Raw genomic sequence first — 12882 nt, 5'->3', positions numbered from 1 at the left:
ACCTGCCCCTCCGACACGCGCACCCACAACGCACTGCCCGGCGCCCCGTGGCCCCGTCGTTTTTCGTGACCCCGGTCAGCCGCCAGGCCTGTTGCAACAACGCCACCCACAGCACGCGCAAAGATAAATTCCATACGTTCCTTCTCAGAGATTTGTCAGTGCTGCCCGGGATAAACGCAACAGGCACGCCTGGAGTTGATGCAGATCCGCGCAGGCAGCCAGCGCGGCACGATGTCGATGATGGTCACCTGGACGAAAGGGTCGTCCGGGGCATGGCATCGCCACCCGACAGCAGGTTCGCACCTGTCGGGTCGAGATGATGCCGAGGGGCGTTCATCCGTTTGCCAAGGTGTTGTCGCGACAACATCGCAAGCCGGACGATGTTGTCGGAACGGACATTCAGGCTCGCTTGTCGCGCAGGGCGCAGTTGATGTCGGAAACGATCTGGCCATCCGACAACTTGATGATGCGATCGGCCAGTTGGAAATACTGGTCGTCATGGGTAATGATCAGCACCGTCTTGCCACGACGCTTGAGGTCGGGCAGCAGCTCTTCGTAGAAGAATTTCTTGAATGGCGGATCCTGGTCCGCGGCCCATTCGTCCAGTACGTAGACCGAGCGGTCTTCCATGTAGGCGCACACCAGCGCCAGGCGTTTTTGCTGGCCATAGGACAAGGCCTTCGTGGTCGAATAGCCCAGCCCTTCTATCTTGATCTTGTCGGCCAGCCCCAGTGTTTCCAGGTACTTGCGCGCCAGCGTCGGGTTGCCGTCCTCTTCGTCGGGGCCGATGAGGCGGTTGAACAGGTGGAAATCGGAAAAAACGGCGGAGAACAGATCGCGATAGTCGTTGCGACTTTCATCGGTGACCGGCTTGCCATCGAGCAGGACCTCACCGCCCTGGGGAATGTAGAGCCCGCAGATGAGCTTGGCCAAGGTGCTTTTGCCGCAACCATTGCCACCGACGATGTAAATCAACTCACCGGTTTGCACCGTCAGGTCGATGGGTCCCAGGGAGAAACCGGTCTCTGCGTGCAGTTCGTGGTAATGCATGCTGACGGCCTTCAATTCGATCCGATTCCACGACTTCTTGTGCTCCAGCAGGTGAACCTTGGGCACCTCGGTCTCGATGGGCTCCGGGTGCGGATCGTTGATCGAGAAACCGAATTCCGAAAGACGTGTACAGGCCACCCGGCCCGCCGCCATCAAGGGCATGGCTGTGACCAGCAACGACAGCGGGCCCATGATGTACAACACAGCCAGTACGCTGGCGGTCATGATTTTCGGATCGACGACGCTGAACAGCGGCGCGGCGAACAGCAGGCAACCGATCAACAATGACAGCGTGAACTGCCCGACGTTGTCGGCGGCGGTGTACCACAGGCGCTCAACGAAGTTGTAGCGCGCCACACGGGTGGAAGACGCCTCGATGGCCGAGCGACCGAACCAACGACGCCGCACGCCATTGAGCTTGAGCTCCTTGAGGCCGAACACCAAGGCGTGTGTGTATTCATTGAACGCGGTGTATTCATCCCGTACGCGGGAAGTGTTCCTGACGCCACAGGAAAAGAAGAACAGGTACAGCCCCACCCCCAGGATCATCAGTGAAACCGTCAGGGCCAGGACCACCCACGACAGGTAGGCCAGGTAGCCGATGCCGAACAGAAAGACCGTCGTTTCCACCAGGACCGTGGGCATGATGATCAGCGTCGTATTCAATTGCGGGATGTCGTTGGTCAACATCGTCAGCACATTGGGCGGGCCGCGCCGGTCCACTTCTTCCAGCGGCGTGGCGAGAATCTTGCGACACAGCGCAATGCGCAAGCGCGTCATGATGCGCATGCTGGCGTAGGCCGGAAACAATGCCGCACCGTTGCGCAAGATCAGCGCCGTGGCACTGAGCCCGATGAACCAGTACAGCGCCTGCAGGCGAGAGCCGTCATTGTGGATAGCCTCGTTGATCACGCTCACCACCGCGATTGACGCAACCCCGCTGATGACACCGCAGATCAACGTAAAGAGCGTCAGCCAGGGATGGTTACGCCACAACAGGCGCATGACCGAGCCCGGTTTTGGCTTCTTCTCTTTCTTCGCGTTCTGCTCGTTTTTCATGGGTTGCTATCCTCGAATGGAGTCACGAAAGGGCTCACGCCGGTCGCCATACATCGCCCCGAGCGGTCATTTCGCCCATCGCCACGACGATGAGGCGTGGTTCCTCGTAGGGATCGCGAGCGTGGGCGGCCAACATGTTGTCGAGCATCACCACATCGCCCTTGCGCCAGGCGAACCTGACCGCACAAGCCTCATAGGCCTCACCGAGCAACGCCATGACGTCGTCTTCTATCGGCGTTCCATCGCCGTAACTGACCATGCGCGGCAGGCGATCGGCGCCGAACATATCGAGCAGGTCTTCGCGCATTTCCTCGCCGAGACAAAACGGATGGTGCAGCTGTACCTGGTTGAAAAAAGCCCGCTCCCCGGTTACCGGATGCTGGATAACCGCCGGACAAAGGGTGCGCACTTGCAGGGTCTCATCGTCGAGCCATTCGAAATCGGTGCCCTCTTCCCGGCAACGCTGTTCGACGACGGCGCGCTCGGTGGTGCCGAAAAACGACGCCCAGCTCGGCTCGACACCGGCGGTGAAGGTGCGGCTGTACCTCAGGCCTTTTTGTTCGAATCGAGCGACCACCTGCGGCGGCAGGCATTGCAGGACTTGGCGGATGTCGGCCAGCGGCGTCGCGCCGCCAACCCGTGAGGGCTGTTCGCAATAGAACCATTGCTTGCGCGGCCAGCTTTCCAGGTGCGAACTCTCGTTGTGATACAGGATCATTTCGCGCTCGGGATAAGGCGTGGAGCGGTAGACGTTGCGTCCGCCCTCCTTCTTCGGCAGGTCGCCGTAGCTGCCGTGCAATCCGGGCGACAAGGCTTCGGCGAACGCCTCGAAGGCCGGCACCGAGCCGAGATCAAAACCGCGAAACAGCACCGCACCGTGGCGACACAGCAACGCCTCGATGGCCTCGCGATGGGTATTGGCCCACAACGAAGGATCCAGCCCGGGATCGATCGGCTCGATCACCACCGGCAAACTCAAACCGTCGGCGAGCAACGACAGCCTGACCGATTCGCCGGCTCCAGGACCTGGCCAGGCAAGCGAATCCGCGATCCCGTCAGCGGGCATGACGGGCGAAGCGTCAGTTTGAAGACTCATCAATAACTCCTGAACCACGGATCGTCGGATCCACGTCGCAGGGCCGGACCAATGCGACCCACCATCGGGCAAGGATAAAAACATTGATCGGGGGGGATGTCTGGCACCGCAAACCGGGACAGAGGTTGTCGTGGGTTTACTTAGGTCGTTTCCGGAGCTGCCGATCTTCCGTTCCGAGAGGGGTGGTTTTTTGGTGTGTATATCCGTTGCTGCAGTAGGCGGTGGGTCAGTTTGCTCTGATGTTGGATGGACCGGCCTCTTCGCGAGCAAGCTCGCTCCCACAGGTGATCTTGGGTGCTCATGAGTCTTGTGTTCACTGCGATCCATTGTGGGAGCGAGCTTGCTCGCGATAGCGGTGGGTCAGTTTGCAGTGATGTTGGATGAGCCGCCCTCTTCGCGAGCAAGCTCGCTCCTACAGGTGATCTTGGGTGCTCATGAGTCTTGTATTCACCGCGACCCATTGTGGGAGCGAGCTTGCTCGCGATAGCGGTGGGTCAGTTTGCAGTGATGTAATGAGCCGCCCTCTTCGCGAGCAAGCTCGCTCCCACAGGTGATCTTGGGTGCTCATGAGCCTTGTATTCACCGGGACCCATTGTGGGAGCGAGCTTGCTCGCGATAGCGGTGGGTCAGTTTGCAGTGATGTTGGATGAGCCGCCCTCTTCGCGAGCAAGCTCGCTCCCACAGGTGATCTTGGGTGCTCATGAGTCTTGTATTCACCGGGACCCATTGTGGGAGCGAGCTTGCTCGCGATAGCGGTGGGTCAGTTTGCAGTGATGTTGGATGAGCCGCCATCTTCGCGAGCAAGCTCGCTCCCACAGGTGATCTTGGGTGCTCATGAGTCTTGTATTCACCGGGACCCATTGTGGGAGCGAGCTTGCTCGCGATAGCGGTGGGTCAGTTTGCAGTGATGTTGGATGGACCGGCCTCTTCGCGAGCAAGCTCGCTCCCACAGGTGATCTTGGGTGCTCATGAGTCTTGTATTCACCGGGACCCATTGTGGGAGCGAGCCTGCTCGCGATAGCGGTGGGTCAGTTTGCAGTGATGTTGGATGAGCCGCCCTCTTCGCGAGCAAGCTCGCTCCTACAGGTGATCTTGGGTGCTCATGAGTCTTGTATTCACCGCGACCCATTGTGGGAGCGAGCTTGCTCGCGATAGCGGTGGGTCAGTTTGCAGTGATGTTGGATGAGCCGCCCTCTTCGCGAGCAAGCTCGCTCCCACAGGTGATCTTGGGTGCTCATGAGTCTTGTATTCACCGGGACCCATTGTGGGAGCGAGCTTGCTCGCGATAGCGGTGGGTCAGTTTGCAGTGATGTTGGATGAGCCGCCCTCTTCGCGAGCAAGCTCGCTCCCACAGGTGATCTTGGGTGCTCATGAGTCTTGTATTCACCGGGACCCATTGTGGGAGCGAGCTTGCTCGCGATAGCGGTGGGTCAGTTTGCAGTGATGTTGGATGGACCGGCCTCTTCGCGAGCAAGCTCGCTCCCACAGGTGATCTTGGGTGCTCATGAGTCTTGTGTTCACTGCGATCCATTGTGGGAGCGAGCCTGCTCGCGAAGGCGGTGGATCAGTTTGCAGTGATGTTGGATGGACCGGCCTCTTCGCGAGCAAGCTCGCTCCCACAGGTGATCTTGAGTGTCCATGAATCTTGTATTCACCGCGATCCATTGTGGGAGCGAGCCTGCTCGCGAAGGCGGTGGGTCAGTTTGCAGTGATGTTGGATGGATCGGCCTCTTCGCGAGCAGGCTCGCTCCCACAGGTGATCTTGGGTGCTCATGAGTCTTGTGTTCACTGCAATCCACCGGCCATTGCACCGACACACGTCGATCCAAACCAGCCTCGCTTGTCCCCATTTCCCGCGACAGACGCCGACACAAAGTCGGTGCTGAAATGCGCGAGCTGCGAAATGCACAGGTACCGCAAACGATGCCGTGGGTCGCAGTGACGTCTCGAGCACATCGGTTTGCGCAACTCGCAACACGGTGTGCCTGGCATTTAACAGGAGCGTTAGTCATGCCGATTAAGAACACTGGCGGATCGGTCAACCCCGCGCCAGCCCCCCTCACGCACGGTGCATTCCTGCATGAAACATTCGTCGCCCGGGCCCGTGAATTCCCTGAGCGAACCGCGGTATCCGACGCCTCTCGCTCATTGAGCTACGCACAACTCGACACTGTCTCGTCGCAGTTGGCGGCCCGGCTTCGCCAGGAAGGCGTCCGGGACGGCATGCTGGTGGGGATGTGCCTGCCACGTGGCGTCGACCTGGTCATCAGCCTGCTGGGCATTCTCAAGGCCGGCGGCGCCTACGTCCCGGTCGATCCGCAATACCCGGGCAAGCGGGTCGAACACATCGTGCGCGACAGCGGCCTGGGCCTGATGATCGGGGAACTCGCCGACCTGCCGCAAAGCGCGTCCGTGCGCGTCCTGTCCCTGGCCGAACTGCTGGCCGGCCCGGCCCTGCAACCGCTGCCCGCCGACGACCAGCGCAACCCCGACGAGGCAGCGGCCTACGTCATCTACACCTCCGGGTCCACCGGTGAGCCCAAGGGTGTATTGGTGGCGCACGGCAACGTCAGCCGCCTGCTGGAAAGCACTCAACGCTCGTTCGTCTTCACCGAAAACGACGTCTGGTCGATGTTCCACTCCATCGGCTTCGACTTTTCGGTCTGGGAAATCTGGGGAGCCCTTGCCCACGGTGGCCACGTCGCCGTGGTGCCCTACGATGTGTCGCGCTCGCCAAGTGGCACGCGTCAATGGCTGGCCGACCAGGGCGTCACCGTGCTGAGCCAGACGCCATCGGCGTTCCGTGGCCTGGATGAAGCGGACCGTTCTGCCAGTGCGCCATTGGCCCTGCGTTATGTGGTGTTCGGCGGCGAGGCGCTGCCCGCCACTGTGCTGCGACCGTGGGTCGAACGCCATGGCGACCAGACGCCAGCCTTGATCAACATGTACGGCATCACCGAAGCCACCGTCCACACCACCTTCAAACGGGTGCGTGGCCAGGACCTGGAAAGCGCCGCCATGGTGTCCATCGGTGCACCATTGGATGGCTGGCGCCTGCACCTGCTCGACGCCGACCGGCAACCGGTGCCGCAAGGCAATGCCGGTGAGCTGTACATCGAAGGCGCCGGTGTGGCGCTGGGCTACCTGAATCGTCCAACCCTGAACGCTGAGCGCTTCGTCCAGTTGCCGGGTACCCCAAGCCGTGCCTATCGCACAGGCGACCTGCTGGTGCTGGGCGACGATGGCGAATACCGCTACGCCGGTCGTTGCGATGAACAGTTGAAGATCCGCGGTTTCCGCATCGAACCGGGCGAAGTCGAGGCGTGCCTGCAAGCCAGCCCGGCCGTAACCGCCGCCCACGTGGCCGGTCACGACTACGGCGATGGCGATTGGCGCCTGGTCACCTATGTGGTGCCGGCCCATGGCGTGACGGCCTGGACCGAACAGGTCCGCAGCGAAGTGGCCGCACAGGTGGCCGCGAGCCTGCCGGACTACATGCGCCCTTCGGCCTACATTCCACTGGCGGCATTGCCGGTCACCGACCACGGCAAGATCGACAAGAGCCGCTTGCCCTCGCCCGAATCGATCCCATCGACCGAGCTCCACGCCAGCGAACCGGGCCTCAGCGAACAGGAGCAGTTCGTGCTCAAGGTTTGGTCGGATGACATCGGCCTGAAGAACATCGGCCTGAACGATGACTTCTTCGATTTCGGCGGCACTTCCCTGGCCCTGATCCGCTCGTTGAGCACGCTCAAGGCCCATTACCGGGTCAACCTCGACCCAGGTGTGCTGGCCGATGGCGCCACCGCCAAAGTGTTGGCCGGCTGTATCCAGCGTTCCCTTGTTCAAGCCCATTGATCGAAAAGGAGAAGTCCATGAGCAAAAAATTCGCCTTGACCCCGGAAGAACGTGCGTCCTTTGAAAAGAACGGTTTCATCGGACCGTTCGACGCTTATTCGCCAGAAGAAATGAAAGAGACCTGGAAGCGCACCCGCCTGCGCCTGCTCGATCGCAGTGCCGCGGCCTACCAGGACCTGGATGCGATCTCCGGCGGCACCAACATTGCCAACTACGATCGCCACCTGGACGACGAATTCCTCGCCGGCCACATCTGCCGTCCGCAAATCTGCGACCGCATCGAAAGCATTCTCGGCCCGGATGTCCTGTGCTGGCGGACCGAGTTTTTCCCTAAATACCCGGGGGACGAAGGCACCGACTGGCACCAGGCCGACACCTTCGCCAACGCCTCGGGCAAGCCGCAGATCCTCTGGCCGGAAAACGAAGACTTCGGCGGCACCATCACCGTCTGGACCGCCTTCACCGACGCCAACATCGCCAACGGTTGCCTGCAATTCATTCCCGGCACCCAGAACAGCATGAACTACGACGAAACCAAGCGCATGGCCTACGACCCCGATGCCAACAACAGCTCGGTGGTCAAGGATGGCGTGCGGCGCGGTTTCTTCGGCTACGACTATCGCCAGCTGCAGATCGACGAAAACTGGAAGCCCGACGAAGCCTCCGCCGTGCCCATGCAGATGAAGGCCGGCCAGTTCATCATTTTCTGGTCGACCCTGATGCACGCCTCCTACCCTCACAGCGGTGAGTCCCAGGACATGCGCATGGGCTTCGCCTCGCGCTATGTGCCGTCGTTCGTGAAGATCTATCCGGACTCCGATCACATCGAGGAATACGGTGGACGGATCAGCCTTGAAAAGTACGGCGCGGTGCAGGTCATCGGCGAGACGACCCCTGAATACAATCGCCTTGTCACCCACACCACCCGAGGCAAAAAGTTCGAAGCCGTCTGATTTTTTCACTGCCACATGACAGTTGGCATGCGCAACGTGCCTGACAGGAGTCCCCAATCCATGACTATTTCCACCGACGCAGCAACGCGCCTGTGTGAGACCGTGAGGATGCTTAGGCACCTTGCCATCCATTTGCCCGATCCTATCTGCCTGAGCTTTCTGGCCCAGGGCAGTGACTTGGCGCCCGACCAGGCCTCCTCCAGCGTGAGAGCCACGGAACGGGCGGTCAACACCGCGTTCGCCAGGATCGGCGTCAAAGCCGTGCAGTACGTGCATGACGGCGAGGCGCAACTGTCGTCTTTCGAGATGTTCATCAGCAAGAAAATCTGCCAGGCGCTCGAGTTTACCTATGACCACTTCGACGACATCGACAGTGCCAAGGACTTCGGGCGCCTGGTCAGACACTTCGATTTCAGCGGTGCCGTGCCCGAGGTCGAGACACTGCACCTGATTACCCGCGACAACGTGGCGCTGTCGGTCCATGCCAGCACCGATCGAAATCGCCCGGCCATCGTCCTCGCCCTGCCCTGCGGCATGCCGTTCGACCTGTGCCGCGATTGGTTCAATGCGTTGAGCGAGCGGTTTTTCGTAGTCACCTGGGAAACCCGTGGGCTGTTCGGTTCCTGCACCTCGTTCGACCAGCTGTCAGTGGACACCGACGCCCAGGTGGGCGACCTGATCAACGTGATGAACCACTATGACCTGGAGAGTGCGCACCTGATGGGTATCTGCGGTGGCGCGGTGATCGCCCTCAGCGCGGCCGCCACCCACACCGACCGGGTCAGTTCCCTGAGCCTGTGGCACGGCGATTACAACCTGGGGGACGACAGCCTGCGCACCGCCCACCAGCAAAACTTCGAATGGCTGATGGAGTCGGCCGCCGTAGACCGCAATGAGGCCAGCGACCTGCAGGCGTTATTCCTGGACCAGGCAACACTGGCGACCATTCCGGACTCCATCGCCCACGCGGCGCTTTATCCCTACGTCAACGAAGAGCTGTTCTACCGCTATGCGCGACTCAACGATGCGTTGAACAAGACTGAGTTGAAGTCGCGGCTGGAACAGATCACGGTGCCCACCCTGGTCGTCGCCGGCGACTGCGATGAAACCACCCACCTCGGTGGCTCCAAGCACATTGCCGAGTCCATCAGCGATGCCTTGCTGCATGTGGAACGCGATGGCAGCCACCTGGCGTTCTTCGAGTCGACCCAGCTTTCGAAGCAGACTGCTTTCCGTTTCCTGGAATCAACCCTTGAATCGACGGTGGGCTCGGCTTATCCGGCGTGAAATGTGCCGGCCTCTTCGCGGGCAGGCTCGCTCCCACAAGGGGCCAGCGGTGAATTGTGATCGAGTGACCGCCACAAACCCCCTGTGGGAGCGAGCTTGCTCGCGATGGCGGTGACCCAGTCAATGAAAATGCTGGATGTGCCGGCCTCTTCGCGAGCAAGCTCGCTCCCACAAGGGCACTCCCGGCGCACATGAATTGTGTGGCTGCTGAACATCCAGTGTGGGAGCGAGCCTGCTCGCGATGGCGGTGCCCCCAGTCAATGAAAATGCTGGATGTGCCGGCCTCTTCGCGAGCAAGCTCGCTCCCACAGGTAGTCATCAATAATCTGTTCACCGCAAATCCCCTGTGGGAGCCAGAGGGGTCTACATCAGGCGACCATGTGCTTCTCACGATGGAACTCAATGTACAGGACCGTGCGGTAGGCCCTGGAGGCATTGACGGCGAAGTGGTCGAGGGAGCCGTCGAAGATCACCAGGTTGCCGTTTGTGCTCTGGTTGAAGCTTCCATTGACGTTGAGATAAGAGTAGTTCTGGGTGGTAGGTGCATCGATGGTCAGTTGCATATGCAACAGGCCTTCTTCCCAGGTACCGGTGTGGGCATGAGTGCTGAGGAACACGCTGGGCTCCATACGCAACAAGGCACAGAGTTTGATTCCTGGAATCTTGCTCAGCAACTCGATGGTCCCGGGCATGGCGGCACGAGCGTAAGGAATCGGCGTGTCATAGGCAACCAGGCCATATTGCGTCCAGTCGGGCTTTATCTCCATGTTGTCGCCCCACCCCCAGATCCAACCATACTTACCGCCGGCCTCCACATGCGCGGCGACCTCGTCGACGATTTCGGTGATCGACTTGCCCACCCGGTTGATGGTCAAGGTCGGCGCATCGAGGGCGAGAAATTCTTCACGGATCACTTCCCAGTTATTGGCAAGATCCTGAAGTTTCGGGAAGCGACTGGGATCATAAAACGACGGACGCATAGGTGCTCCTTTATATCGAGGGTTGTCGGCTAAGAGGCGATACAAATACTGTTCCGCCACCCCGGGATTGGGGTGTGGCAGAGGCTCGGCAAAGGTTGACCCACCGCCCTTGGCCTGTCTGTCACGGGAATCCGGTACAACCGGCCTGGCCCGTCATCACAGGGCGTTGACCGAGGGACTGTCGCTGGCCTGTATGGCTTGCGGCTGTGGCTGCGTCTCGGCCAGACGACGCATCGGCCCGTAGAGCAAGACCCCCAAGGGCAGAAGCGCAAAAAGCCCACCGGCGACCACGAACAGCAGCCCCACGCCACGTCCCGCACCCACCCCCAGCCAGAGACCGATCGAATCGGCGTAGCGGCCATCGGGCGCCAGGGCCGGTTGGAACCAGTGGTCCACCAGCAAACCACCGACAAAGATCACCAAGCTCGTGGCAGCAATGGTCAACATGTTGATCAGCGCAAAGACGCTGGCACGATTGCCACCAGGAATCTTGTGCATCCACAACGAACTCACGCAGGCATCGGCAACGCATGCCGCACTGATGGCGAAGAAGGCCAGGGCACAATAGGCAACAGGGTGTGAAACGACGCCCAGGGAAACCACGCAGGCTGCCAACAACAGGTCGGCCACGCCCACCAACGCCATCAACTTGCGCGGGTGCCCGATGAGAACCAGCAACCCGGCACCGAACAACCCGCCCAAGGCCGACCACGTGTAGGCCATGCCCAGCATCTGACTGCTCATGGTGGACAACACCAACGGCGTCATCATTACCGTCGCCAGCGAAAGCAGTGCGTTGCGTACCACGGTGTAGACCAGAAGCCAGGCCATCAGATGACCGACGGAGAAAAATTTCAGCGCCGAGGCAATGTTGCCTAGCACGCTGCGCAGCACCGGCTCCTTGCCGACGCCGTGCCGCGGCTCCGGCGCGAACCGCACATGGGAAAACGCCTTGATCACCAACAAGGTGCCGGAACAGAACGTCACCACGTTCAGCCCCAGAATCATCACCAGGCCAGCCTTGGCCATGATGATCCCAGCCAGTTGCGGTGCCACCAATGCCGAGACGTTCTTGCTGATACTGATGAGGCCCGAGGCCCGGGTGAATTTTTCCGGGGCGACAATCGTATTGACCGCCGCCTGATACGCCGGCTTACGGAAAGCCGCGACGATTGAAGCCAGGCAATTGAAGATGTATAGGTGCAGGGGTTCCAGACGATCGAGCCAGAGCAGGGCCATGATCCCGAGCAACAACAGCGCCAGGCTCACATCGCAACAGATAATGATCACCCGGTGGCTGATCCGGTCCGCGAGCCCTCCCGCCAACGGCAAAAATATAATCGCCGGCAACGTTGCCGCCAGGATCACGTTGGTGAATGCCACCGCCGAGCCAGTGTGGGAATACACCCAGACGCCCAGGGCGAACCCCATCATCGTCGTACCCACTACCGCCATCGATTCGCCGCACCAGAGAAAATAGAAGCTTCGTCCCAGATCGAATCGTCGGTGGATGTCCTTGAGGTTCATGTGCGCGCATCGCGGGGCGTGCCGGCACCGATCAGCTTGCGCGCCAATCGATAGACCAGGGAGTAGGCCACCACGCCCAGCACCAACGGCGCATAACGGGAAAACAGAAACGTGCGCAACACCCGCCTGGCAATGGGCGAACGGATATCGCCACTGACGTGCAAGGGGGTCGGGAACGTTGCGGCGACGGTCGCGCCGAACGCATCATCCATCGATTGCACCGCGTGCCACCAATAGACCGGTATGTACAACGCATCGCCCGGTTCCACCACCGTGCGCAGGGCGCGCAAGCCCCGGGTCCCCGGGAAACGCAGGGTATCGATGTCGTACAGATAGCCGGCCTCTTCGACTACCGGCCGAAGTGCCCGCCAGCTGGCCTCGTCCGGCGGCAGCAAGAGGACTTCCTTGGCACCGACCACCTGGGCCATGAAGGTCTCATCGATGACATGGAAATGCCAGTCGGTGTAGGAGTTGCGGTACAGAAAACTGCGATGGGGTGGATAGTGACGGGGCTTGGACAGTTGCGGCATGAACGGCAGCCCCCCTACATCGCCCTTCATCTGCTCGATGGCAGAGCCTTTGGAAAAACGGCAGCTGTCGGCCACCAGCGGATCGTCGCCCTCGCTGAGACTGTCGAGAAAGTCATGGAACGGCACTTCCTGGAAAACCGTCTTCGCGTACTCGGTCATGGCCGCCTTGACCTCGAGCTTCGACCAGCCGATGACCTCCGAGACGATCTTCGAACGCACCTTCACCGTGCTGTTGCGCGAATGAGCCTTGATGTAGTCGAGCTGATTCCACTTATGGAACGCCGGCCAGTGTCGCACGGCATTCTTGATCAGGCAGGGACGGTTGTAGTTAACGTACTGCCGGGTGAATTGCTCGCTGGAAATCGTCAGCGCATCAATCTCTTCGACCGGTCCGGCCTCGGGGTGATTGGGGAAACGGGACAGGCTCCAGAACTTCGGGACTGGACGATCCGACTCGGTTGTCAGCGGCATTTTCGACCCTCGCAAGCTCACTCAGGGCCGTTGGTATAACAGACTCGCACCGCCCTGCCCAAGTGCCGCAA

8 protein-coding genes are annotated in these 12882 nt (G+C 60.6%); 3 read left to right on the top strand and 5 right to left on the bottom strand.

Annotation, left to right across the window (positions count from 1 at the left end; all coding sequences use genetic code 11):
- Nucleotides 1-399 precede the first annotated feature (399 nt).
- Complete coding sequence (locus tag J3P85_RS12365; protein ID WP_411384838.1) at nt 400-2109, bottom strand: cyclic peptide export ABC transporter; 1710 nt, start codon at nt 2107-2109, stop codon at nt 400-402.
- Nucleotides 2110-2143: 34 nt separating this feature from the next.
- Nucleotides 2144-3205: a TauD/TfdA family dioxygenase gene (locus J3P85_RS12360; protein ID WP_434706015.1), complete on the bottom strand. Its 1062-nt coding sequence runs from the start codon at nt 3203-3205 to the stop codon at nt 2144-2146.
- Between the two features lie 2010 nt (nt 3206-5215).
- On the opposite strand from J3P85_RS12360, the gene syrB1 reads away from it, so the two are divergent.
- The 3 genes from syrB1 to J3P85_RS12345 are packed head-to-tail and all read left to right on the top strand — an operon-like array spanning nt 5216 to nt 9303.
- Nucleotides 5216-7063 (top strand): syringomycin E biosynthesis L-threonine--[L-threonyl-carrier protein] ligase SyrB1, encoded by a 1848-nt coding sequence (syrB1, locus tag J3P85_RS12355; protein WP_434706014.1) that lies wholly within the window; start codon nt 5216-5218, stop codon nt 7061-7063.
- A 17-nt stretch (nt 7064-7080) separates the two neighbouring features.
- Nucleotides 7081-8016, top strand: coding sequence for a syringomycin E biosynthesis L-threonyl-[L-threonyl-carrier protein] 4-chlorinase SyrB2 (syrB2, locus tag J3P85_RS12350; RefSeq protein WP_434706013.1), 936 nt, complete (start codon nt 7081-7083; stop codon nt 8014-8016).
- Nucleotides 8017-8076: 60 nt separating this feature from the next.
- Complete coding sequence (locus J3P85_RS12345; RefSeq protein ID WP_434706012.1) at nt 8077-9303, top strand: alpha/beta fold hydrolase; 1227 nt, start codon at nt 8077-8079, stop codon at nt 9301-9303.
- Nucleotides 9304-9671: 368 nt separating this feature from the next.
- Here J3P85_RS12345 and J3P85_RS12340 read toward each other — a convergent pair whose 3' ends face one another.
- The 3 genes from J3P85_RS12340 to J3P85_RS12330 form a co-directional block, all read right to left on the bottom strand.
- On the bottom strand, nt 9672-10283 hold the full coding sequence (locus tag J3P85_RS12340; RefSeq protein WP_434706011.1) for an aspartyl/asparaginyl beta-hydroxylase domain-containing protein: 612 nt from the start codon (nt 10281-10283) through the stop codon (nt 9672-9674).
- Between the two features lie 156 nt (nt 10284-10439).
- Entirely contained in the window at nt 10440-11810 is a 1371-nt protein-coding gene (locus tag J3P85_RS12335; protein ID WP_434706010.1) for an MFS transporter, read from the bottom strand.
- The gene (locus J3P85_RS12330; RefSeq protein WP_434706009.1) at nt 11807-12811 is read right to left on the bottom strand and encodes a cupin-like domain-containing protein; all 1005 of its coding nucleotides are present in this window, start codon (nt 12809-12811) and stop codon (nt 11807-11809) included. Before J3P85_RS12330 ends, J3P85_RS12335 begins: the two co-directional genes overlap by 4 nt.
- Between the last annotated feature and the right edge of the window lie 71 nt (nt 12812-12882).

The sequence above is a fragment of the Pseudomonas sp. Z1-12 genome (assembly GCF_051132015.1).
GTDB classification, from domain to species: Bacteria; Pseudomonadota; Gammaproteobacteria; order Pseudomonadales; family Pseudomonadaceae; genus Aquipseudomonas; species Aquipseudomonas zanjanensis.
This window is presented reverse-complemented; position numbering and strand designations above follow the sequence as displayed.